This is a genomic window from Amycolatopsis sp. NPDC006125, from assembly GCF_040614195.1.
Taxonomy (GTDB): domain Bacteria; phylum Actinomycetota; class Actinomycetes; order Mycobacteriales; family Pseudonocardiaceae; genus Amycolatopsis_E; species Amycolatopsis_E tucumanensis.
In genome coordinates this window covers 27,296-48,495 of the sequence record NZ_JBEXTZ010000040.1, presented here as the reverse complement: position 1 = coordinate 48,495, position 21,200 = coordinate 27,296, and the positions used below count along the sequence as shown (strand labels likewise).

Annotated in this window: 24 protein-coding genes; 11 read left to right on the top strand and 13 right to left on the bottom strand. The window is 73.1% G+C overall.

The window, feature by feature from the left end; genetic code table 11:
• Window positions 1–126: 126 nt before the first annotated feature.
• The gene (locus ABZ193_RS21350; RefSeq protein WP_020419862.1) at window positions 127–429 is read right to left on the bottom strand and encodes a DUF1540 domain-containing protein; all 303 of its coding nucleotides are present in this window, start codon (window positions 427–429) and stop codon (window positions 127–129) included.
• A gap of 198 nt (window positions 430–627) precedes the next feature.
• Window positions 628–1,656, bottom strand: coding sequence for a nucleoside hydrolase (locus ABZ193_RS21345; RefSeq protein WP_354711202.1), 1,029 nt, complete (start codon window positions 1,654–1,656; stop codon window positions 628–630).
• Window positions 1,657–1,914: 258 nt separating this feature from the next.
• On the opposite strand from ABZ193_RS21345, the gene ABZ193_RS21340 reads away from it, so the two are divergent.
• Window positions 1,915–3,954, top strand: a complete 2,040-nt coding sequence (locus ABZ193_RS21340) for an N-acetylmuramoyl-L-alanine amidase (protein ID WP_354711200.1) — start codon at window positions 1,915–1,917, stop codon at window positions 3,952–3,954.
• A 196-nt stretch (window positions 3,955–4,150) separates the two neighbouring features.
• Here ABZ193_RS21340 and ABZ193_RS21335 read toward each other — a convergent pair whose 3' ends face one another.
• On the bottom strand, window positions 4,151–5,002 hold the full coding sequence (locus ABZ193_RS21335; RefSeq protein ID WP_354711198.1) for an SDR family NAD(P)-dependent oxidoreductase: 852 nt from the start codon (window positions 5,000–5,002) through the stop codon (window positions 4,151–4,153).
• Between the two features lie 72 nt (window positions 5,003–5,074).
• Between ABZ193_RS21335 and ABZ193_RS21330 the strand changes: the two genes are divergently transcribed.
• Both ABZ193_RS21330 and ABZ193_RS21325 read left to right on the top strand, forming a co-directional pair.
• Window positions 5,075–5,986: a LysR substrate-binding domain-containing protein gene (locus ABZ193_RS21330; protein WP_354711196.1), complete on the top strand. Its 912-nt coding sequence runs from the start codon at window positions 5,075–5,077 to the stop codon at window positions 5,984–5,986.
• 186 nt (window positions 5,987–6,172) lie between these two features.
• The gene (locus ABZ193_RS21325) at window positions 6,173–6,778 is read left to right on the top strand and encodes a methyltransferase domain-containing protein (protein ID WP_354711195.1); all 606 of its coding nucleotides are present in this window, start codon (window positions 6,173–6,175) and stop codon (window positions 6,776–6,778) included.
• A gap of 77 nt (window positions 6,779–6,855) precedes the next feature.
• On the opposite strand, the gene ABZ193_RS21320 is transcribed toward ABZ193_RS21325, so the two are convergent.
• The gene (locus ABZ193_RS21320; protein WP_237334670.1) at window positions 6,856–7,785 is read right to left on the bottom strand and encodes an AraC family transcriptional regulator; all 930 of its coding nucleotides are present in this window, start codon (window positions 7,783–7,785) and stop codon (window positions 6,856–6,858) included.
• A 139-nt stretch (window positions 7,786–7,924) separates the two neighbouring features.
• On the opposite strand from ABZ193_RS21320, the gene ABZ193_RS21315 reads away from it, so the two are divergent.
• Window positions 7,925–9,148, top strand: coding sequence for a cytochrome P450 (locus ABZ193_RS21315; RefSeq protein WP_020419855.1), 1,224 nt, complete (start codon window positions 7,925–7,927; stop codon window positions 9,146–9,148).
• A gap of 1 nt (window position 9,149) precedes the next feature.
• Window positions 9,150–10,154, top strand: coding sequence for a 2Fe-2S iron-sulfur cluster-binding protein (locus tag ABZ193_RS21310; protein WP_354711194.1), 1,005 nt, complete (start codon window positions 9,150–9,152; stop codon window positions 10,152–10,154).
• Here ABZ193_RS21310 and ABZ193_RS21305 read toward each other — a convergent pair.
• On the bottom strand, window positions 10,138–10,446 hold the full coding sequence (locus tag ABZ193_RS21305; RefSeq protein WP_020419853.1) for a DUF1905 domain-containing protein: 309 nt from the start codon (window positions 10,444–10,446) through the stop codon (window positions 10,138–10,140). The two genes, ABZ193_RS21310 and ABZ193_RS21305, sit on opposite strands and share 17 nt — an antisense overlap.
• 63 nt (window positions 10,447–10,509) lie before the next feature.
• Between ABZ193_RS21305 and ABZ193_RS21300 the strand changes: the two genes are divergently transcribed.
• Window positions 10,510–11,256, top strand: coding sequence for an alpha/beta hydrolase (locus tag ABZ193_RS21300; protein ID WP_354711193.1), 747 nt, complete (start codon window positions 10,510–10,512; stop codon window positions 11,254–11,256).
• Window position 11,257: 1 nt separating this feature from the next.
• On the opposite strand, the gene ABZ193_RS21295 is transcribed toward ABZ193_RS21300, so the two are convergent.
• Window positions 11,258–11,590 carry a TfoX/Sxy family protein gene (locus ABZ193_RS21295; protein ID WP_354711192.1) on the bottom strand — a complete coding sequence of 111 codons (333 nt, stop codon included), beginning with the start codon at window positions 11,588–11,590 and terminating at the stop codon, window positions 11,258–11,260.
• Window positions 11,591–11,599: 9 nt separating this feature from the next.
• Complete coding sequence (locus ABZ193_RS21290; RefSeq protein WP_354711191.1) at window positions 11,600–12,307, bottom strand: LysR substrate-binding domain-containing protein; 708 nt, start codon at window positions 12,305–12,307, stop codon at window positions 11,600–11,602.
• 131 nt (window positions 12,308–12,438) lie between these two features.
• On the opposite strand from ABZ193_RS21290, the gene ABZ193_RS21285 reads away from it, so the two are divergent.
• From ABZ193_RS21285 to ABZ193_RS21275, 3 genes are read left to right on the top strand one after another with little or no spacing between them, the layout of a single operon-like run.
• Window positions 12,439–12,870, top strand: coding sequence for an SRPBCC domain-containing protein (locus ABZ193_RS21285; RefSeq protein ID WP_020419849.1), 432 nt, complete (start codon window positions 12,439–12,441; stop codon window positions 12,868–12,870).
• On the top strand, window positions 12,860–13,195 hold the full coding sequence (locus ABZ193_RS21280) for a metalloregulator ArsR/SmtB family transcription factor (protein ID WP_237334676.1): 336 nt from the start codon (window positions 12,860–12,862) through the stop codon (window positions 13,193–13,195). The genes ABZ193_RS21285 and ABZ193_RS21280 overlap by 11 nt, the downstream gene beginning before the upstream one ends.
• 27 nt (window positions 13,196–13,222) lie before the next feature.
• Window positions 13,223–13,903 (top strand): DUF899 domain-containing protein, encoded by a 681-nt coding sequence (locus tag ABZ193_RS21275; protein WP_354711190.1) that lies wholly within the window; start codon window positions 13,223–13,225, stop codon window positions 13,901–13,903.
• A 34-nt stretch (window positions 13,904–13,937) separates the two neighbouring features.
• On the opposite strand, the gene ABZ193_RS21270 is transcribed toward ABZ193_RS21275, so the two are convergent.
• From ABZ193_RS21270 to ABZ193_RS21245, 6 genes are read right to left on the bottom strand one after another with little or no spacing between them, the layout of a single operon-like run.
• Window positions 13,938–14,534, bottom strand: coding sequence for a TMEM175 family protein (locus ABZ193_RS21270; protein WP_020419846.1), 597 nt, complete (start codon window positions 14,532–14,534; stop codon window positions 13,938–13,940).
• Complete coding sequence (locus tag ABZ193_RS21265; RefSeq protein ID WP_027936136.1) at window positions 14,531–15,475, bottom strand: LysR family transcriptional regulator; 945 nt, start codon at window positions 15,473–15,475, stop codon at window positions 14,531–14,533. Before ABZ193_RS21265 ends, ABZ193_RS21270 begins: the two co-directional genes overlap by 4 nt.
• A 52-nt stretch (window positions 15,476–15,527) precedes the next feature.
• Complete coding sequence (locus ABZ193_RS21260) at window positions 15,528–16,397, bottom strand: alpha/beta hydrolase (RefSeq protein WP_354711188.1); 870 nt, start codon at window positions 16,395–16,397, stop codon at window positions 15,528–15,530.
• A 2-nt stretch (window positions 16,398–16,399) separates the two neighbouring features.
• The gene (locus ABZ193_RS21255) at window positions 16,400–17,458 is read right to left on the bottom strand and encodes an amidohydrolase family protein (protein WP_354711187.1); all 1,059 of its coding nucleotides are present in this window, start codon (window positions 17,456–17,458) and stop codon (window positions 16,400–16,402) included.
• Window positions 17,455–18,555 (bottom strand): amidohydrolase family protein, encoded by a 1,101-nt coding sequence (locus ABZ193_RS21250; protein WP_354711186.1) that lies wholly within the window; start codon window positions 18,553–18,555, stop codon window positions 17,455–17,457. The genes ABZ193_RS21255 and ABZ193_RS21250 overlap by 4 nt, the downstream gene beginning before the upstream one ends.
• Window positions 18,552–19,004, bottom strand: a complete 453-nt coding sequence (locus ABZ193_RS21245; protein ID WP_354711184.1) for a Rieske 2Fe-2S domain-containing protein — start codon at window positions 19,002–19,004, stop codon at window positions 18,552–18,554. Before ABZ193_RS21245 ends, ABZ193_RS21250 begins: the two co-directional genes overlap by 4 nt.
• 425 nt (window positions 19,005–19,429) lie before the next feature.
• Here ABZ193_RS21245 and ABZ193_RS21240 point away from each other — a divergent pair, with 425 nt between their 5' ends.
• Together ABZ193_RS21240 and ABZ193_RS21235 are read left to right on the top strand one after the other, a co-directional pair.
• On the top strand, window positions 19,430–20,353 hold the full coding sequence (locus ABZ193_RS21240) for an ABC transporter substrate-binding protein (protein WP_354711183.1): 924 nt from the start codon (window positions 19,430–19,432) through the stop codon (window positions 20,351–20,353).
• Between the two features lie 14 nt (window positions 20,354–20,367).
• Window positions 20,368–21,198 (top strand): ABC transporter ATP-binding protein, encoded by an 831-nt coding sequence (locus ABZ193_RS21235; RefSeq protein ID WP_237334684.1) that lies wholly within the window; start codon window positions 20,368–20,370, stop codon window positions 21,196–21,198.
• The last annotated feature ends 2 nt before the right edge of the window (window positions 21,199–21,200 follow it).

The following is a 21,200-nucleotide window of genomic DNA, read 5'->3' as shown; positions in this document are numbered from 1 at the left end:
CATTCCCGGATGACGAACGGGATGCCCGCGACTCGACAGCCCGCCGGAAGATTTTCGCCCCGGCGCGCCGGAAATGCACGAGGGCACGGCCGCGTGGTGCGGCCGTGCCCTCGTCGCCCTGGGCGGTCAGCGCGGGGTGTAGGTGAGGCAGTTCGCGGCGTGACCGCCGGAACCGGGCCCCACCCGGACGCCCGAGGCCGTGCACTCGAGCGAGGAGTTGTAGGTGCAGTCCGCGCGCGAGCACGCGCCGACCTGCGCGACGACCCGGTCCAGGCCGCCCTTGGTGTTCAGCGGCACGAAGGTGCCGCAGTCCGCCGAGCCGTTCTCGCCGCTGACGGTGATCGCGTAGGCGTGGCATCCGTCGTGGTTGTACGAGCACCCGGTGACGGTGCACTCGGCCACGGCGGGCATCTCGGTGCTGGTGGTCATTACCGCTCCTCACGACAGGTGGTGGGATATCGTTCGGTGCCTCGAACAATGCCACCGCCCGCAGTGCGCGGCAATTCGGCGGAATTAGGTGAGCCTATCCTCGACGGCCCGCTTTCCGCAGGTGGAGGCGGGTGCCGGAATTGCGGGGCCGGGAGCCCGGAAATGATTCCCGCCCCTTCGGGTGATTGTTCATACCACTCACCCGCGGCCGTTGAGCCCGTCCAGGAACACCTGCTCGAACCGGCCGCCGTCCGCGCCCAGCGCGACCGTCACCGGGTCGCCACGCGGGTCCGGCGCCGTGCGCCCGGACGAAGGCCCGTCCTGGATCACCACCAGGCGGACGCGCGCCACGTCGGTGACCACGCCGTCGTCGCCGAAGGCGAACACCGCGGCGAGCGCGTCCCACCAGAAGAACCACCCGAGCGCGATGCCGTCGCGCATGATCGGGTGCGTCATGATCGCGTGCACGACGCGCGCGCTGACCGTGGTGCCTTCGGCGCCGATCCGGTCCACGTAGGCCTGCGTGATCGGCACGGAGTCGGTGGCGTCCAACGGGGTCAGGGTCACCGGCAGCGCGCGGAACACCTCCCGCGCGGCCGGCGGGTCGAGCCAGATGTTGAGCTCCTGGCTGTTGTCGAAGCCCGGCAGCGCCTCGCCGAACAGGTTCCCGCCGGCGTGCACCGCGCCGCCCATCACGTGCACGTCCCGCACCTGCCGGATCAGCGGGCTGCCCGCGGGCAGGGCCGACGCGAGGTTGGACAGCGGGCCGGTCGCCAGCACGGTCACCTTGGTGGTCGTGGTCGCCAGGGTCTTGCGGATCAGGTGCGCCGCGGTGAGTTTCGCGGGTGGCGGGGTCTGCCCGGCGTCGCCGAGCGCGTCGGTGAGGACGGTTTCCATGTCCCGCACCGTCGCCGCGGGCGCGGGGTGCACGCCAGTGCCGGAGCCGTCGGCCACCGGCACGTCCGGCAGCCCGCACTGCCGCAGAACGCTGTGCGCGTGCTGCCGCGCCCGGCCCGGCGTGCCGAACCCGTTGTTGGTGATCGTGACGGCGCGGAGGTCGATGCGGCGCTCCTGGTGCTGCACGCACAGGTAGGCCAGTGTCGAGGCGTCGTCGACGTCGAGGTCGCTGTCGTAGATCACCGGCACCGGACGCGGGGCCGCGGACGGCGCGGCCGGGGCCGCGAGCCCGGCGATCACGAGGACGAAGGTCAGCAGGACCGTGCGCATGAAAGCCTCCCCAGGCAGGCTGCACCCCGGTCAGGATAGGGGAGCCGCGAGCGGGGCGCCGGGGGCCAGTTTGGGTGTCTACTGTGGACTGAAGGCGGCGGGAATTTCCCAACCACCCGCACCGGAATCCGGTGTGAAAGATTCTCCGATCTTGGTGTCCCGGTGATCCGTTTCGTCACGTAGGCTCCTCCCGTTTGTGTTGGGTGCCTTCACCAAGGAGTTCGCGTGCGCCCTCGTCACTGGGGATCTCTGTTGTGCGTGCTGACGGCTGCCGTCGCCGTGCTGTCCGTGCCCGCCGCGGCGCAGCCCGCTGCCAGGCCGGTCGAGCCGAAGGCGAGCACGGTCGCGCTCGCGACCGTGCCCGAGGTGGCGCCGGGCGCCCGGGAAGTGCCTGCGCGGGAGGAGTTTTCGCTGGCCGGGCTCACCTGGCGGGGCGCGGCGCCGGACACGGTGTCGGTGCGGTGGCGGTCCGCGGCGGGCGGGTGGAGCGACTGGCGCGCGGTCGACCGCCAGGACTCCGGACGGGACGGCGCGCCCGCGCCGTCCACCACCGAGCCGATCTGGACCGGCCCGGCCGACCGGCTGCAGGTGCGCGCCGAACGCGGCGGCGCCCCGGTGACCGCCGAGCTGTCCGCCGTGCTGGTCGACCCCGGAACGTCCCCGGCCGACGCGATGGTCGCGCAGGCGACGGGCGTGCCGTCGATGCCCGCCGTCGTGACCAGGGCGCAGTGGGGCGCCGACGAATCGCTGATGACCTGGACGCCGGAGTACGCGCCCACCGTCAAGGCGGTGACGCTGCACCACACCGACAACAGCAACGATTACACCTGCGACCAGTCGGCCGAGCTCGTGCGCGGGATCTACTACTACCACGCGGTCACCAACGGCTGGGGCGACATCGGCTACAACGCCCTGGTGGACAAGTGCGGCACCGTGTTCGAGGGCCGCGCGGGCGGGCTGAACCTGCCCACGATCGGCGCGCACGCGGGCGGGTTCAACACCTCCACGTTCGGCATCTCGATGCTCGGCACTTACGGCACGGTCGCGCCGACCGAGGCGACGCTGGACGCGGTGGCGCGCATGACCGCGTGGAAGCTGGGCAACGGCTACACCGACCCGTCCGGGTCCACCACGCTGGTCAGCCGGGGCGGCGGCACGTCCAAGTACCCGGCGGGCACCGAGGTGACGCTGCCGACCGTGTTCGGCCACCGGGACGTCGGCGCGACGGAGTGCCCCGGCGACGCGGGGTACGCCCAGCTGCCCGCGCTGCGCACCCGCGCCACGGAACTGGCCGGGGACTGGCGGTCCAGCCCGGTGCACCAGAAGTGGGTCGCGGTCGGCACGGCCGCGGCGGGCCCGGTGTACGCGGTGGAGGCGGACTGGCCGGGCGGCGGCCGGGCGACGACGTTCGGCGCCGGCGGGTCGACGATCGCGTGGCGCTCGGACCTGGGCGCCTACTGGGTGCGCGGCGCCATCCACGGCACGTTCACCGCGCTGGGCGGGCCGTCGCTGTTCGGCTACCCGACGACCGACGAGCGCGGCACGCCTGACGGCGTGGGCCGCTACAACCACTTCAGCGAGAACGCCTCGATCTACTTCACCCCGGACACCGGCGCCCGCGGCATCCACGGGCCGATCCGCGACAAGTGGGCCGCGCGCGGCTGGGAGACCGGGCTCGGATATCCGCGGACGGACCAGAAGGCGACCCCCGACGGGGTGGGCCGCTACAACCACTTCACCGGGAACTCGTCCATCTACTGGACTTCGGGCACCGGCGCGCAGGCGATCCAGGGCGCGATCCGCGACACCTGGTCGGCGCTGGGGTGGGAAACCAGCCCGCTGGCCTACCCGACGACCGACGAGCGCGCCACGCCCGACGGGGTCGGCCGGTACAACCACTTCAACGGCAGCGGCGGCGGCTCGATCTACTGGACGCCGGGCACCGGCGCCCGCGCGATCTACGGCGCCATCCGGGCGCGGTGGAGCGCGCTCGGCTGGGAAGCGGGCCCGCTCGGCTACCCGACGACGAACGAACTGGTCACGCCCGACGGCGTGGGGCGGTACAACCACTTCAACGGCAGCGGCGGCGGTTCCGTTTACTGGTCGCCGGCCACCGGCGCGCACGCGATCTACGGTGTGATCCGCTCGCACTGGGCCTCCCTGGGCTGGGAGACGTCCTGGCTGGGCTACCCGACGAGCGACGAGTACGGCGTCGCGGGCGGCCGCCGCAGCGACTTCCAGGGCGGCTACATCGTGTTCTCGTTCGCCACCGGCAAGGCGACCGCGTACCGCTACTGAACGGCGACCGCCGGGGCCGGTTCCGCGTCGGTGGTGCAGCGGGCCGGTCCGGCGTAGGTCGCCGCGCGCGGCGGGGGGCCGGGCATGTGCAGGCCGTCGGCCGGCTTCCGCGAGATGGTTTCGCGCGGTGGCCACCGGTGACGCGGGTGCTGGTGCGGACCGGGCCGTCAGGACGGAACAGCGGGCTCTCGCAACTCTACGGACGCCCACCGACAGTTTCCGGCTTGAACGGCACCACCTGCCCGAACCGGACGAGTTCGCCGTAGTGCTCGGGCTTCACCGGCTCCAGCACGAGGTCCAGCAGTGCCGTCGCGGCCTGGGCGGGTGAAGGGGCGTCGCGGACGTCCCACCACAGCGCGGATGTCGGGGTGTTGATCATCCCCGGGCACACCGCGGCCAGCAGGATCCCGCGGGCGAGATCGGTGTCCCGGCGTTGTGCGGCGAGGGCACGCACGGCCGCGACCTGCGCGATCTTCGACGGGATGTTCACGAAACCCGGCCACGCGCCGGCGCGGGCGCTGCCGTCCTCGACCGCGTCCCGCCACGCGGCGACTTGCTCGTCCACCTCGTCGAGCGTGGTCAGGCCGTCGAAGCGGCGGTGCAGCACCGGGGCGAGGTGGTGCAGCGTGCCCAGCGAACTGGCGACCACCACCAGGCTGCCGTGGTCGCGCACCAGCGGCGCGAACGCCCGCAGCAACCGGGTGGTGCCGAAGTTGTTCACCTCCGTGTAGGGGCGGATGATCGCGCGCGGGTCGTCGTCGGGGCCCACGCGCATCACGGCGTTGCCGAACACGATGTCGACCCCGCCGTGGCGCTCCCGCACCAGGTCCGCGAAACGAGCGGCGGCGTCCGGTTCACCCACGTCGAAGATCTCGCCGCGGACGCGCGCCCCGCCGGCCGGCACGGCGTCCACGGCCTGCCGGACCCGGTCGGCGTCCCGTCCGGTCAGGTACACGGTGTCCGCTGTGGACAGACGATGGGCGAGGCCTTCGACCAGGGCGAGGCCGAGCCCCTGGGTGGCTCCGGTGACTACCGCGACTCTGCTCATGACCTCGACGTTATGGCCGCCGGGGGCCATCCGGGTAGCGAAAGAAACTCACCAGGGGTATTCCTGTTCGTCATGGACTTCACCGATGCGTCGCTCACCGCGCTGCGGGTCTTCCGCGAGGTGGCCGAGCGGGGGACGCTCACCGCCGCGGCGGCCGCGCTCGGCTACACCCAGTCCGCGGTCTCCCGGCAGATCGCGGCACTCGAACGCGCCGCCGGGGCGCCGCTGCTGGAACGGCGGCACGACGGCGTGCGGCTCACCCCGGCCGGGCGGGTGGTGGTGCGCCGCGCGGCGAGCGTCATCGACCAGATCGACGCCACCGCACGCGAGCTGGCCGGGTTGCCGGACGAGCACGCCGTGGTGCGGCTGGGGTGGTTCGCCAGCGCCGGGGCCGGGCTGGTGCCGCGGGCGCTGGCCGCGTTGCGGGAGACGCACCCGGCGATCAGTGTGGTGTCCCGGGAGGGCAGCACACCGGCGCTGGTGCGGGCGCTGCGCGCCGGGACGCTGGACCTTGCGGTGATCGCGGCCGCGCCGCCGTTCCGCCCGCCGGACAGCGAAACCCCCGCGCTGGTGGTGCGGACGCTCGTCGAGCGCGGCCTGTGCGTCGCCGTGCCCGCGGCGCACCCGCTGGCGCGCGGGGAGTTCGTGGACATCACGGACCTGCACGGGCAGCGGTGGATCGCCGGCACGGGCGACGACCGGGTGATGGGGGTGTGGCCGGGGCTGGACGAGCGCCCCGAAATCGCCCACACAGCGCGGGATTGGCTGGCGAAGCTGCAGCTGGTCTCGGCGGGATGCGGCATCACGACGGCGCCTGCCTCACTCGCCCCGGTGGCCCCCGCGGGCGTGCGCGTGCTGCCCGTGCACGGCGGCCCGGCCGAACAGCGCCGCCTGCAGGTGGCCCGCCTGCCGGGACCGCAGCCGGAGGCTGCCCGGCGGGTGGTGGAGGCGCTGCGCGTGGCGGCGGTGGAGGCGGGGTCTTGAATGTGCGGCTGTCCGTTCCGCAGCGGCTGCCGGGCGCTGCCGGGGGCGGCCGGTGGTTGAGTCGCCGCGGGTGATGGTTGCGCTGGCCGAGCAGGCGGAGCGGTCGTTCCTCCGCTTGGGCCGGTGGCCCCGACGGGCACGGGCGAGATCCGTCCGGTGGCCGATGCCAGCGCCTAAGCTTCCCCCATGAGCGTGCCACCGACCGGTCTCGCCGCGACGCGGGCTTTTTTCGGGCCCCGTGCGGCTACCTGGGAGTTGAAGTTCCCCGACGACGGGCCCCGCTACCGTCGGGCCGTCGCGGATCTGGCTCCGCCGGCCGGTGGGGTGGTCGCCGACATCGCGTGTGGCACCGGGCGCGCCCTGCCGGAGTTGCGGGACGCCGTCGGCCCCGGGGGCACGGTTCTAGGGGTCGATGTGACGCCCGAGATGCTCGCCGAGGCGGCCGCCCGCGGTCGTCACCGCGTGGCGGCGCTGCTCCTCGGCGACGCTCTGCACCTGCCGTTCAGGACCGGCGCTCTGGACGCCGTCTTCGCCGCCGGGCTGGTCTCGCACCTGCCCGACCCGGTCGCCGGCCTGCGCGAACTCGCCCGCGTCTGCGGGCCGGGCGGGCGCCTCGCGTTGTTCCACCCCGTCGGGCGAGCCGCGCTGGCACGGCGGCAGGGCCGGGAGCTGACCCCGGACGACCTCCGCGCCGAGCCGAACATCCGTGCCGCTCTCACCGCGGCGGGCTGGCGCCTGGACGACATCGACGACGGCGAGGACCGCTACCTCGTCCTCGCCACCGTCCACTGACAACGGTCAGCGGGTGACCTCCCGGCCTCGCTCCTCGCGCGCACCACGGCCGCGGAAAGCGCATTCAGTGGCGGGTTTCAGCGGTGCGCTCGCGCGGGCGGCACGCCGTACCGGCGGCGGTAGGCGGCCGCGAACCGGCTGGCGCTGGAGAAGCCCCAGCGTGCCGCGACCTCGCTGACCGTGCATCCCGACGAGGCCAGGTCCGCGTCGGCGCGTTGCAGGCGGATTCCGAGCAGGTACTCGGTCGGGCTGCAGCCCACCCACTGCCGGAAGCCCTCCTGCAGGCGGCGGACGCTGGTGCCCGCGACCTCGGCCATGTCGCCCGCCGTCCAAGGACGGCCCGGGTCGTCGTGCAGCTGATCCAGGACCCGGTTGATCGCCCGCGGGCGCGGGGCCGGGCCGGCACCGGCCTCCGGGCACCCGGCCAGCAGGAAACTCGCCGCCAGCGCGCCGGCCAGCTGGTCGCGCACGACGTCGCCCAGGAGGCCGGGCTCGTGCAGGTTCGCCGCCAGGCTGCCGACCAGCTGACGCCACGCGCGCCCCTGCCCGGCGGCCAGGTCGAGCTGGTCCGGCAGCTCGCCGCGCAGCGTGACGCGGTCGCCGCCGAGCACCCGCTCGGCCTCGCGGTCCAGCCACGCGCTGTCGAACTTCACGCCCAGCACCGTGCAGGTGGCGTCCCAGTGACTGATCAGCGAGGGCGTGTCGGCCCGGAACACCGTCGCCTGCCCGGACACCGACACCACCGGCCCGTGCCTGCCGCGGCTCTCCAGGTGCCCGGTCAGCGGCATGTTGATCTCGTAGGCGCCGGGGTAGTCGCACGCGACCCGCACGTCGGCGCCCCACCCGACGTGCCCAACCAGCACCGGCCCGAGGTCGAGCGTGCGCAGCGTCAGGCGCGGATCGCGGCCGCCGCCGAGCGGCTGCAGCTCGTGCGGGAAATACGCCTCCGCCACCTTCCGGGACGCCTGGTGCCAGTCCCGGGGCGGCGCACTACGCCGTGCGGGCATGCGCAGGAGGTTACCAGAGACACCCGCCGCGAACTGGCCGCGCGATCCGTGCCGGGACCGCGCGAAGCGTGTCGCGCCGCAGGTCAGCGCTGCCTAGCCTCCCGTGTCATCCCGGACAACGACGTGGGAGGACACCGCGATGACGACGACCGAACGGCCCGATCTCGCCTGGCTCGACGAGGTCACCATGACGCAGCTCGAGCGCAACCCGTACGAGGTGTACGAGCGGCTGCGCGCGGAGGCGCCGCTGGCCTTCGTGCCGGTGCTGGGGTCCTACGTCGCCTCGACCGCCGAGGTCTGCCGCGAAGTCGCGACCAGCCCGGACTTCGAGGCCGTCATCACCCCGGCCGGCGGCCGCACCTTCGGGCACCCGGCGATCATCGGCGTCAACGGCGACATCCACGCCGACCTGCGCTCCATGGTCGAGCCCGCCCTCCAGCCCGCCGAGGTGGACCGCTGGATCGACGACCTGGTGCGGCCCATCGCGCGCCGCTACCTGGAGCGGTTCGAAAACGACGGGCACGCCGAACTGGTGGCGCAGTACTGCGAGCCGGTCAGCGTCCGCTCGCTCGGCGACCTGCTCGGCCTGCAGGAGGTCGACTCGGACAAGCTTCGCGAGTGGTTCGCCAAGCTGAACCGCTCCTTCACCAACGCCGCCGTCGACGAGAACGGCGAGTTCGCCAACCCCGAGGGCTTCGCCGAGGGCGACCAGGCCAAGGCCGAGATCCGCGCCGTCGTCGACCCGCTGATCGACAAGTGGATCGAGCACCCCGACGACAGCGCCATTTCGCACTGGCTGCACGACGGCATGCCGCCCGGCCAGACCCGCGACCGCGAGTACATCTACCCGACGATCTACGTGTACCTGCTCGGCGCGATGCAGGAACCCGGCCACGGCATGGCCTCCACCCTGGTCGGCCTGTTCAGCAGGCCCGAGCAGCTGGAAGAGGTCGTCGACGACCCCACGCTGATCCCGCGGGCGATCGCCGAGGGCCTGCGGTGGACCTCGCCGATCTGGTCGGCCACCGCGCGCATCTCCACCAAACCGGTGACCATCGCCGGGGTCGACCTGCCCGCCGGCACGCCGGTGATGCTCTCCTACGGCTCGGCCAACCACGACACCGGCAAGTACGAGGCGCCCTCGCAGTACGACCTGCACCGCCCGCCGCTGCCGCACCTCGCCTTCGGCGCGGGCAACCACGCGTGCGCGGGCATCTACTTCGCCAACCACGTCATGCGGATCGCGCTGGAGGAGCTGTTCGAGGCCATCCCGAACCTGGAGCGCGACACCCGCGAGGGCGTCGAGTTCTGGGGCTGGGGCTTCCGCGGCCCCACCTCGCTGCACGTCACCTGGGAGGTGTGAGGTGACGTTCGCGGTCAGCGTCGGGGGCAGGCGGGTCGACTGCGAGCCCGGCCAGACCCTGCTCGAGGCGTTCCTGCGCGGCGGGGTGTGGATGCCCAACTCGTGCAACCAGGGCACCTGCGGCACCTGCAAGCTCCAAGTGCTCTCCGGCGAGGTCGACCACGGCGCCGCCCCGGAGGACACCCTCAGCGCCGAGGAACGCGCGTCCGGACTGGCGCTCGCCTGCCAGGCCCGTCCGCTCGCCGACACGGAGGTGCGCAGCACCGCCGACGCCGGGCGCGTCACGCACCCGCTGCGCGACCTGACGGCCACCGTGCTGGAGGTCGCCGACATCGCGCGCGACACCCGGCGGGTGCTGCTGGGCCTGGCCGAACCGCTGGCGTTCGAGGCCGGGCAGTACGTCGAGCTGGTCGTGCCCGGCTCCGGCGCGCGGCGGCAGTACTCGCTGGCCAACACCGCCGACGAGGACAAGGTGCTGGAGCTGCACGTCCGGCGCGTGCCCGGTGGGGTCGCCACCGACGGCTGGCTCTTCGACGGGCTCGCCGCCGGCGACCGGGTCGAGGCGACCGGGCCGCTCGGCGACTTCCACCTGCCGCCGCCGGACGAAGACGACGGCGGCCCGATGGTGCTCATCGGCGGCGGCACCGGGCTGGCGCCGCTGGTGGGCATCGCCCGCACCGCGCTGGCCCGGCACCCGTCGCGCGAGGTGCTGCTGTACCACGGGGTGCGCGGCGCGGCGGACCTGTACGACCTCGGCCGGTTCGCCGAGATCGCGGAGGAGCACCCGGGTTTCCGGTTCGTGCCGGTGCTGTCGGACGAGCCGGATCCGGCGTACCGGGGCGGTTTCCCGACCGACGCGTTCGTCGAGGACGTCCCCAGTGGACGCGGCTGGTCCGGCTGGCTGTGCGGCCCGCCGGCGATGGTCGAGGCCGGGGTGAAGGCGTTCAAACGGCGGCGCATGTCGCCGCGGCGGATCCACCGGGAGAAGTTCACGCCGGCCTCGTGAGTACTTCGAGGGTGACGGCCGTGGTGTCGCCCGGGTGCAGGTCCTCGGCTTCCCGGACGGCGCGTTTGACCGGCAGCACGTAGCAGCCGCGCGCCTTGTCCGGGAAGACCGAGGTCGTCCACGTGGTCGCGCCGACCCGGGCGCGCACCCGCACGGACCCGAAGCCCGGGCGGCTGCCCTCGGTGAGGTCGCTGATCTCGTCCGAGGCGTCGGCGGGCAGGCTCACGAACGTCCAGGTGTCGGCGCGCCGCGCGTCCCACACCCAGAGCTCCGCGTCGAAGACGATGTCCACCCGCGGAGCGTCTCACGCGGCACCGACAGTTTCGGAGCGTGCGGGCCGCGGTACCCGTTCCCGGTGATCACGCACCAGTTCACCGGGGCGGCAGGCACCCGGATGCACGCCGAGGTGACCGGGCCGGCGGGCGCGCCGGAGGTGGTGTGCGTGCACGGGCTGGGCTGCTCGCACCGGTACTTCCGTCCGCTGGCGCGCACGCTGGGGGAGCGGCTGCGGGTGAGCGCGCCGGACCTGCCAGGTTTCGGCCGCACGCCGGGGCCGCGCCGGGCGCTGGACGTGCGCGGGTTGTCGACGGCGCTGGCGGAGTGGCTGCGGGAGACCGGGCGGGGCGGCTCGGTGCTGGTCGCGAACTCGGCGGGCTGCCAGATCGTCGTGGACCTGGCCGTGCACGCGCCGGAGCTGCTCGGCCCGGTGGTGCTGATAGGCCCAAGCACCGACCGGACGGCGCCGTCGCTGGTGCGCCAGCTCGGCCGGCTCGTGGCCGACGCTCCGCGGGAACGGCCGTCGCTGCTGGTGGTGCTCGCGTGGGACTACCTGGTGTGCGGACCCCGGCGGCTGCTCGCCACCGCCCGGCACCTGCGGGACGACCCCGTCGAGGTGAAGCTGCCGCACCTGACCACCCCCGCGGTGGTCGTGCGCGGCAGCCGGGACCCGATCGCGTCCCGGGCGTGGGCACAGGAGATGGCGGCGCGGCTGCCCGCCGGCCGGTACGCGGAGGTTCCGGGGCATGCGCACGCGCTGAACCACTCGGCGCCGGCGGAGGTGGCGGGGCTGGTCGAGTCGTTGGTGGGGAGTGCGCCGGGGTGATTCAGTCCTTGGCGGGAAGCGCACCGGCGTAGGACACGCCCCGCGTCACCCACTCGCGGAGCCGCGCCGCGGTCCGGACGACCGCGGCGTCCACCCGGAGCCATCCGCGCATGTCGCGGCCGCGCATCACCATCGGCTGGACGCCCTCGCCGAGGAGGCGCTCACCTTCGTCCGGGTCGACGCGCACCAGCAGGCCGCCTTCCGAACTGGCCGCGACGGCCATGTTGCCGTGGACGAGGAACGCCAGCCCGCCGAACATCCGCTTCTCCCGCACACCGTCCACACCGGACAGCTGTTCCCGGACGCGGTCGGCGAGTTCGTGGTCGTAGGCCATGTGCCAGTATCACCGCCGTTTGGGCTTGCCGCGCTTGGTGGGGCGCCGGGGCTGGTTCCGGCGCGGCGCCGGCTTGCGTTCCTCCGCGGGGCGCTTCGCCTTCGACTGCTTCGGCGCGGGCGGCCGTCCGCGGGTGCTGTTGACCGTGCGGCCGCGGACGATGCCGATGAACAGCTCCATCTCCTCGGTCGTCTCGTCCTCCAGCCAGGACAGCGCGACCCGAGACTGGGGGACGCCGGTGACCGGCCGGTACGTGAGGTCCCGCCGGTGGTGCAACCGGGCGAGCGACTGCGGCACCACCAGCACCCCGACACCGGCCGCGACGAGTTCGATCGCGTCGCCGGTGGTGGCGGGGCGTTCGAGCGCCGGCTTGCCGGGCGGGTGCGCCCAGTCCAGGGTGTCGTCGAGCGGGTGCAGCACCAGCTCGTCGGTGAGGTCGTCGGCGGTGATCTCGTCCGCCGCGGCGATCAGGTGGTCCTTCGGCACGACCACGACCGTCTTCTCGGTGTAGAGGGGGATGGCGTGCAGGCCGTCGCGGTCGGTCGGCAGGCGCAGCAGCACCGCGTCGAGCTCGCGGTCGCGGACCCGTCCGGCCGCCTCCGCGGCGGTGACCTGCACCAGCTCCAGCGGGACGGCGGGGCTGCGCTCCGCCCAGATCCGCACCCACTTGCCGGGTGTCACCCCGGGCACGTACCCGAGCGTGAAGGACTCTGCCACCCGGCCAGGCTACCGGGCGTGACCGGCGCCGTTACCCGGGACAGCCGAACCGGGGGATCCGGCGGAGCGGTTGACGCAACTATCCGGTTGCCATAGTGTGGCAACCAAGAAGTTGCGACACAGGAGGCGTCATGGCGTTCCCGGACCGCATCGAACGCGTCGTCGAGCTCGGTCACCCGCCCGCGAAGGTGTGGGCCGCGCTCACCACCGCCGAGGGGCTTGGCACCTGGTTCGGACAGGAGGCGTCGATCGACTTGCGGCCCGGCGGCGCGGGGGAGCTGAAGTGGGACAACGGTTTCCGTCAGGACCTGCGCGTCGAGCGGGTCGAGGAGCCACGGGTCTTCGGCTTCACCTGGCGGATCTACGGCCTGCCCGACGACGACCCGCGCCGGACCTACGTGGAGTTCACCCTCGAACCGGACGGCGAGGGTACCCGGCTCACCGTCGTGGAGACCGGGTTCGCCCAGCTGCCGGACGACACGCACCGCGAGGCGTTCGACGGCAACACCGGGGGCTGGGCGCGGGAACTGGACGAACTGGCCGGCTACCTCGATGCAGCGTGATGCCGAGGCCGTCGCCGAGCAGGTCTTCGCCGCGCTGGCCGATCCGACGCGGCGGGCGATCCTGGCCGAGCTGGCCGCGCGGGGCCCGGCCACGGCCACCGACCTCGCCGGCCGCCTGCCGATCACCCGGCAGGGCGTCGCCAAGCACCTCGCCCTGCTCGCCGAGGCCGGGCTCGTCACGGCCGAGCCGGGGGAGCGGCGGCGGGTCCGCTACCGCCTCCGGACGGCCCCGATGCAGGTGGCGCAACAGTTCCTGGCCGCGCTGGCCCGCGACTGGGACAACCCGCTGGCGAAACTGCGCGACCAGCTGGACGGCACAGCGTGATCATCCGCAGTGGAAGGTGGAGAACCGATGAGGACACCCCCGATCGTCTCGCGACAGGAGTGGCAGGCCGCGTGGGAGGAGCTCCTGGTCAAGGAGAAGGAGCTGACGCGGGCGAAGGACGCGATGGCCGCCGCGCGGCGTCGCATGCCGTGGACCGAAGTGGACCGGGACTACCGGTTCGACGGCCCGGACGGGCCGGTGGATCTGCTCGGCCTGTTCGACGGCCGTCGTCAGCTGATCGTCTACCGGGCGTTCCTCGAGCCCGGCGTGCACGGCTGGCCCGGCCACGCCTGCGTCGGCTGCTCGATGGTGGCCGACCAGGTCGCGCACCCCGCCCACCTGAACGCCCGCGACACCACGCTGGTGTTCGCCTCGCGCGCGCCGCAGCCCGACATCGCGCGGGTCAAGGCGCGGATGGGCTGGACGATGCCCTGGTACACCATCCTGGACGACTTCGACGCCGACTTCGGGGTGGCCGAGTACCACGGCACCAACGCCTTCATCCGCGAGGGCGACCGCGTGTTCCGCACCTACTTCGTCAACAACCGTGGCGACGAGGCGATGGGGGGCACCTGGAGCTACCTCGACATCACGGCGCTGGGCAGGCAGGAGACGTGGGAGGACTCGCCGGAGGGCTACCCGCAGACGCCGCCCTACGAGTGGTGGCACTGGCACGACGACTACCCGGCGCGTCACCCGTCCGCCTGAGGCGGGCCATCGCCGCGGCGTGGAAGCACGAGGCTCAGCGGTAGCGGAAGCGGGCCAGCTGAGGTGGGACGAACAACAGCAGCAGCGAGTAGTAACCGGCGGCGGGCACGAGCGCGGACAGCACGAACGCCACCGCCAGGGCGACGGCGGCGCCCACCGAGTTGAACACCCAGCGGCCGTCGATCGCCGAGGCGTCGCGGGCCAGCCCGGGGGTGCGCCGGACCACCAGCGTCATCGCCGTGAGGCACAGTGTGTTGACCAGGACCGTGCCGATGTAGAACAGCACCACGAACTCGTCCTCGCCGTAGGCGCCGGTGAGCTCGCTCGGGAACGGCAGCACCGCGACGGTCAGCAGCCACGCGATGTTCAGCCACATCACGGCCGCGTTGACAGCGCGGACCTGCTCGAACAGGTGGTGATGGCTCAGCCACTGACGGGCGATCACCACGAAGCTCAGCAGGAAGCTCACGATCTGCCAGCGGTTGCCGCTGATCGCCTCGGCCGCCGGCTGCCCGTCGACCACCAGCTCGGACACCGAGTCGGCCAGGGGTAGCACCAGCAGCGTCATCGCGATCGCCACGACCGCGTCGGAGAAGAAGACCAGCCGCTCGGCCGGCCGCAGCGCGCTCACGGGCGGTCCGAGTGGTGCGCCGCCTGGCGGGCCACCTGCCGCAGCCAGCGGTGCGCCTCGTCGTGTTCCTTGCGCTCGTCCCACCACATGATCTCCACGATGGGCGGCGGGTCGCCGGGGCACTCCAGGATCCGCAGGTCCGACCGGCCGGCCAGGTAGCGCGTCAGCCGCCGCTGCATGACCGCGATCCGGTCGGTCCCGGCGATGAAGTACGGCGTCGCCTGGTAGCTGTCCACCCGCACCGCCACCCGGGGACGCGCGGACAGCCTCGCCATCAGCGGCCCCAGCGGCGACGTGGCCGGATAACCACCGTCCGGGTGGTGCGGCACCACCCACGGCAGCCGCTCCAGGTCGGACAGCTCCAGCCGGTCGCCGACCGGGTTGTCGGCGGACACCACGCACACCCAGCGGTCCCGGAACAGCTCCAGCGAGTTGATCCCGGGCGCGTGCAGCTCGGGCTTCGCGGCGCAGATCATCGCGTCGATCACCCGCAGCGTCTCCGGGATGTCGGCGGGCAGCCGCTCCCGCACCACCCGCACGTGCATCCGGATGTTCGGCCCCGCGGCGTACATCGCCGCCGACAGCTGCTCCCCGTAGGCGGCGAGCACGTAGTCGGGCATCAGCAGGGTGAACTCGCGCTCCGAGGACTCCGGGTCGAAGCCGGGCGTGGTGGCGAACAACCGTTCCAGGCTGGCGCACAACGGCTCCACCTGCCCGGCCAGCTGCGCCGCCAGCGGGGACAGCACGTAGGAGCCGCGGGACCGGATCAGCAGCTGGTCGTCGAAGTGGCGGCGCAGCCGGGACAGCGCGGCGCTGGCCGTCGGCTGGCTCACGCCCACCCGCTCGGCCGCCCGGGTCACGTTGCGCTCGCGCAGCAGCTCCCGCAGGAACACCAGGAGATTCAGGTCCAGGCTCGCCAGCGACAAGGAGCGTCGTGTCACCTTGCGGACGGCCGAACCCATGGATCCATTAGGAGCCGGGCGCGATCGGGTGTCAAGGATCTTGTCGTGTGGCGGAAAGGAACTTCCGCAGCGCCCCCGCGGTCTCGGCGGGACGCTCCTCGGCGAGGTAGTGGCCGCAGTCCAGCGCCGTCCCGGTGACCCGCGGGGCCCACGGCCGCCACACGGCGAGCACGTCATCGGTCCTCCCCAGCGGTCCGGCCGCGCCCCACAGCACCAGCGTGGGGCAGGTGATCTCCCGCCGGCCCCGGTCGGCTTCGTCGTCGGACCTGTCCACGGTGGCGCCCGCCCGGTAGTCCTGGCACATGGCGTGCACGACCGACGGCCGCCGGTAAGCCGCCCGGTAGGCGCGCAGTGCCGCCTCGGCGAAGATCCCGTCCGCGCCGCGCAGGAAGAACGCGTCCGGGTCGGCGGCGATCAGCCGTTCCGGCAGGTCACCCGGCTGGGCGAGGAAGAACCAGTGCCACGCCGACCTGGCGAACTCCGCGTCCACGCGGGCCAGCACGTCGGCCGTGGGCAGGATGTCCAGCACGGCGAGCGCGGTCACCGCGTCCGGGTGGTCGAGCGCGAGCCGGTAGGCGCAGCGCCCGCCCCGGTCGTGCCCGGCGACGGCGAAGCGGCGGAACCCGAGCCGGCCCATCACCGAGACCAGCTCGCGCGCCATCGCCCGCTTGCCGAACGCCGCCACGTCGCCGCCGGGCGCCACGCTGTCCCCGTAGCCGGGCAGGTCCGCGGCGATGACCGTGTGGTCGCGGGCCAGCTCGGGCGCGACCAGGTGCCACATGGCCGAGGTCTGCGGGTAGCCGTGCAGCAGCAGCACCGGCGGGCCGCTGCCGCCGGTGCGGACCCGGACCCGTCCGCCCGCCGGTGTCGCCACGTCCTGGCAGGTGAACCCGGCGAACACGGTCAGATCCCGTACCAGGCCGCCGCGTTGCCCGCGAGCACCGCCTCCGCCTCGGCCGGGGTCAGCGCGTCGAGAAGCCGCTGCCCGCTGCCGCCGTGGTCGTGCGGGTGGTCGCTGGCGTGCATCAGCATCGAGCCGGCGCCGACCATGTCCAGCACCTCCCGCACCTGCCCGGGGTCCCGCGGCAGCTGCGCGGGCGCGGTGGTCAGCCGGATGTGCCGCCCCACCACCTCCGACGGTTTCGCGCCCAGCCACGGCACCTCGCGCCACACACCCTTCCAGTCCTTGTCGAACCGCCACAGCAGCGCGGGCAGCCAGGAGAACCCGCACTCCAGCAGGGCGACCCGCAGGTCCGGCAGCTCCGCGAACACACCCTCGGCGACCAGGCTGGTCAGCTGGGCCTGCACGAGCAGCTGCGAGTTGCCCACGTAGTCCTCGAGGTAGGTGTGGGTGAACCCGGTGCTGGTGGGCGCGTTCCCGATCCGGCCCCACGCGTGCAGGCCGACCACCAGGCCGCGTTCGGCCGCGGCCCGCAGGATCGGCCGGTGCCGCTTGTTGCCCCACGGCGCGTCCGTGCGCACCGGCAGCAGCACCTGCACGATGCCGGGGTGGTCGCCGATCCGCTCGATCTCGGCGACGGCGGCCGCGGCGTCCAGGGTCGGCACCACCATGCTGGCGCGCAGCCGGTCGTCGCTGCTCAGCCACTCCGTGATCAGCCAGTCGTTGACCGCGCGGGTGAGCGCCGCCTCGTAGTAGGGGTTGCGGTTGCAGTGGAACGACGTCGTGCACACCAGGATCGCGGCCCGCAACCCGTCGAGCAGGGTCGACCGCACCGACTCCGCGTCGTGCGCCGGAGTCAGGCCGGCGGCCCGCGCGGCCGGGGTGGCGCTGGTGGGCGCCGCAGGGGGATAGGCGCCGCCCTGGTGCGGGGACAGCATCAGCCCGCCCTCCAGCACGTAGCCGCGCCAGTACGGTTCCAGGTAGGGCAGCAGGTCGTTCAGCGACGACGGTCCACAGTGGATCTCGGCGTCGATGCGGGTGGTGCCGACCGCGGTGGTCATGGGGCCTCCGGCAGACCGTAGAGCCGGCACGCGTTGGCGCCCATGACGCCTTCGCGCAGCGCGGCGGGGAACAGGCGCGGCGCGTGCCGCGGGGAGTCGAAGTCCCAGTGCGGGTAGTCGGAGGCGAACATGATCCGCTCGTCCATCCCGAGGTGGGCCAGCGCCTTGTCGAGGTCGCGCGGGTCGTCAGGCTCCTCGATGGGCTGGGTGGTGAACCAGAACCGCTCGCGGATGTACTCCGACGGCGGCTTGACCAGGTGCGGCACGTCGCCCCGGAGCTGCTCCCACGCGTCGTCCAGCGCCCACATCAGCGGCGCGGCCCAGGCGATGCCGCCCTCCACGCAGATCACCTTCAGCTCCGGCAGCCGGTCCAGGACGCCCTCGCAGAGCATTCCGGTGACGAACGCGGCCATCAGGTTGCCGTTCCACACGTGCTCTTCGAGGTAGAACGACGGCCACCCGGCGCCGCGGTGCATCTCCAGCCCGCCGGTGTGCGCGGCGACCGGCAGCCCGGCCTCGGCCGCGGCCTCGTAGATCGGCCAGTACCGGCGGCGGCCGAAGCCGAGCTCGCCGCCGGTGGACAGCAGCACCTGCACGAACCGCGGGTCGCCGGCGTGCCGCCGGATCTCCTCGGCCGCGAGGTCCGGCGCCTCGACCGGGATGGTGATCGACCCGCGCAGCCGGGGTTCGGCGTCGAGCAGCGTGTCGATCTGCCACTCGTTGAGCGCCCGGCACAGCGCGGCGGCGTACTCCGGTTCCTCGGCGCCCCAGCTGTGGCTCTGCAGCGGGATCAGGATGCCGTGAGTCACGCCGAACTCGTCGAGCAGCTGGTCCCGGATCATGCCCAGGTCGCTGCCCGGCGGCCCGTCCGCGGGCCAGGAGTCCAGCCGGAAGCCGGCGTTGCGGACCCGCGGGTAGATCTCCGGCGGGCCGGGCACGCGGCTGCCGAACAGGTCCCACCGCGCGCGGTGCTTCTCCGGCAGCCGCTCCCGGATGGCGGCCGCCGGGGCCGCCGGGTGGATGTCCGTGTCGACGATGGTGTAGCCGGTGCGGCCCGGCGCGCTGCCGGGCTGCCCGGCGACGGCGGTGCTGGTCACCGGTCACCTCCCTTGTCGCCAGGGCGTGCTCCGCCGCTGGTGTCCACGACCACGTAGGCGTCTTCCACGTGCACCGGGTACGTCTCGGCGACGTACGGGCCGGGGATGCGCCCGTTCTTGCCGCGCTCCACGGAGACGTCGTAGGTGCGGGCCGGCGGTTCGTCCGGCCCGAGGAACGACTGCCCGGTCTCGAGGTCGTACTCCCAGCCGTGCCAGGGGCAGGCGACGAGCGCGTCGCCGTCCTCCTGCCGGACCTCACCGGGCGCGGTGGAGGTCAGCCACGGCTGGGTGGCCCCGAGGCAGAGCGGGCCGCCCTGGTGCGGGCAGTGGTTGTTCAGTGCGTAGAAGCGGTCGCCGACCCGGAAAACCCCGATCGTCCGCCGGCCGGCCTGGACGATCCGGCGCTCTCCCGGCGGGAAGTCGTCGAGCCGGGACACCACGATCCTCATGCTGTGCCACGGTAGAGATCGCCGCGGGCCGGGCGGAAAGTGAACGTTTCGATGGAGACCATCGGCCGTCCCGATAGTGGCGCATGTGGACCCGCCGTCAGGTTACGCGATTTCGCTTGCGCAGCAGGGGAAACCGCGCTCCGGTGGTGATCCTGGCCGGCAGGGCCGGCGACGACGGCGGGAAACCCGGGACCTTGACGGGGGCGATCGAATCGGGTCAACCTCTTCCCCAGCCGGTCACAGGGCGGTGGCCGGCAGGAGGAACGAGGAGAACCATCGTGTCCACTCCATCGCCGAGTCCATCGTTGCCCCGTCGGGCATTCCTGAGGCGTTCCGCGCTGACCGCGGCGGCCGTGGCCGCCGGACCGGCCGTGTTGTCCGCGTGCGGCGCCGGCCCGGCGGCAGGCGGGGGCGGCAGCGGAACGGTGACCTTCCTGAGCATCCTGCCGCTGGAAACCCTGTCCATGTCCCCGGAGCTGCTCGCGGTCGCCGGTGGCCACTTCGAGCGGCACGGGCTGGACGTCACGCTGCAGGAGGTCAAGGGGTCGCCCCAGGCCACACAGACCCTGATCGCCGGTGTCGGCGTGGTCGCGCGGCTCGGGCAGATCGACCTGATGACCGCGGTCGCCGAATCGAACCAGCCGCTGGTGAACATCGGCACGCTGTGCCGCGGTTCCGCGGTGCGCGTCGTTTACAGCAAGCAGGCCCCGCTGGAAAAACCGCAGGACTTCGTCGGCAAGACGATCGGGGTCAGCTCGGAGGGTGGCACGAGCAGCAAGATCGTGTCGCTGGTGCTGGCCAACTCCGGTCTGGACCCGAAGAGCACGCCGCGCCAGGTCACCGGGCTCACCCCGGGCACGTTCAACCTGGTGCAGCAGGGCCGGATCGCCGGGTACGTGGTCAGCATCGACACCGCGAACATCGTGCAGTCCCAGCACGCGGACGCGGGCGTGTTCGACCCGGGCACCGTGGTGAAGTCCGACTCGCAGATCTACGTGACGACCGCCGACGTGATCGCCAAGCACCCGGACACTTTGCGGGCGTTCATGGCCGGGATCCGCGACGCCGTCGCGGAGTACGTCAACGACCAGGACTTCGCCAGGACGATCGGGACGCTGCGCGGCAAGTACTCCTTCGCCACGCTCGACGACGACGCGATCGCGCGCAAGAGCCTCGGCATGATGCGCGACCTGTGGACGGGCAAGGACCCGTCACGGCCCCTGCTGGTCACCGACCCGGCCGCGTGGACCGCCGGCTACGACGAGCTGACCAGGGCGGGCCAGGCCAAGCCCGGCGGCGACGCCGCGAAGTGGTTCGACAACAGCTTCCTGCCGGCCACCACCACCTGATCGCGAGGAGACGCATGTCCGCGCACCACGCCGAGACCCTCACCGCGGCCCCGCGGCAGGCCGCACCGCCGAAGCTGGAACTCGCCGGTGTCGGCAAGGAGTTCCGGTCCAAACGCGCCACCACCCGCGCCCTGCACGACATCACGCTGACCATCAGCGACGGCGAGTTCGTGTCCGTGATCGGCCGGTCCGGCTGCGGCAAGACGACCCTCCTGCGCACGCTCGCCGGGCTGCAGAGCCCGTCCGAGGGGCGGATCCTCGTCGAGGGCCGGTCGCTGTGGAACGGGTCCAGAGTGGACTCCTCCGTGGTGTCCGAGCTCGGCGTGGTCTTCCAGGACGCCAACCTCTTCCCGTGGTACTCGGTCGCCGACAACATCGCGCTGCCGCTGAAGCTGCGCGGCGCCGGCAAGCGCGAACGCCGGGAACGGGCCTACGAGCTGGCGAAGCTGGTGGGGCTGGCCGGGTTCGAGAAGTCCTACCCGCGCGAGCTGTCCGGCGGGATGCGGCAGCGCGTGGCGATCGCGCGGGCGCTGTCCACCCGGCCGAAGCTGCTGCTGATGGACGAGCCGTTCGGCGCGCTGGACGCGCTGACGCGGGAGCGGATGAACGCCGAGTTGCAACGGATCGCGCTCGCCACCAAGGCGACCGTCGTGTTCGTCACCCACGACATCACCGAGGCGGTGTTCCTCGGCGACCGGGTGGTGCAGCTGAGCCCGCGGCCGGGCCGCATCAGCGAGATCCGCGCGGTGGACTTCCCCAAGCCGCGGGATTTCGACGTCCAGACCGAGCCGGAGTTCGGCAGGGTCGTGCGCGAACTGCGGCACGCCCTCGACAGGCAGGAGTGACC

Coding starts and splice junctions, on each gene's coding strand:
- ABZ193_RS21350 (WP_020419862.1), bottom strand. CDS start 429: ATGACCACCAGCACCGAGATGCCCGCCGTGGCCGAGTGCACCGTCACC.
- ABZ193_RS21345 (WP_354711202.1), bottom strand. CDS start 1,656: ATGCGCACGGTCCTGCTGACCTTCGTCCTCGTGATCGCCGGGCTCGCG.
- ABZ193_RS21335 (WP_354711198.1), bottom strand. CDS start 5,002: ATGAGCAGAGTCGCGGTAGTCACCGGAGCCACCCAGGGGCTCGGCCTC.
- ABZ193_RS21330 (WP_354711196.1), top strand. CDS start 5,075: ATGGACTTCACCGATGCGTCGCTCACCGCGCTGCGGGTCTTCCGCGAG.
- ABZ193_RS21325 (WP_354711195.1), top strand. CDS start 6,173: ATGAGCGTGCCACCGACCGGTCTCGCCGCGACGCGGGCTTTTTTCGGG.
- ABZ193_RS21320 (WP_237334670.1), bottom strand. CDS start 7,785: ATGCCCGCACGGCGTAGTGCGCCGCCCCGGGACTGGCACCAGGCGTCC.
- ABZ193_RS21315 (WP_020419855.1), top strand. CDS start 7,925: ATGACGACGACCGAACGGCCCGATCTCGCCTGGCTCGACGAGGTCACC.
- ABZ193_RS21295 (WP_354711192.1), bottom strand. CDS start 11,590: ATGGCCTACGACCACGAACTCGCCGACCGCGTCCGGGAACAGCTGTCC.
- ABZ193_RS21285 (WP_020419849.1), top strand. CDS start 12,439: ATGGCGTTCCCGGACCGCATCGAACGCGTCGTCGAGCTCGGTCACCCG.
- ABZ193_RS21280 (WP_237334676.1), top strand. CDS start 12,860: ATGCAGCGTGATGCCGAGGCCGTCGCCGAGCAGGTCTTCGCCGCGCTG.
- ABZ193_RS21275 (WP_354711190.1), top strand. CDS start 13,223: ATGAGGACACCCCCGATCGTCTCGCGACAGGAGTGGCAGGCCGCGTGG.
- ABZ193_RS21255 (WP_354711187.1), bottom strand. CDS start 17,458: ATGACCACCGCGGTCGGCACCACCCGCATCGACGCCGAGATCCACTGT.
- ABZ193_RS21245 (WP_354711184.1), bottom strand. CDS start 19,004: ATGAGGATCGTGGTGTCCCGGCTCGACGACTTCCCGCCGGGAGAGCGC.
- ABZ193_RS21235 (WP_237334684.1), top strand. CDS start 20,368: ATGTCCGCGCACCACGCCGAGACCCTCACCGCGGCCCCGCGGCAGGCC.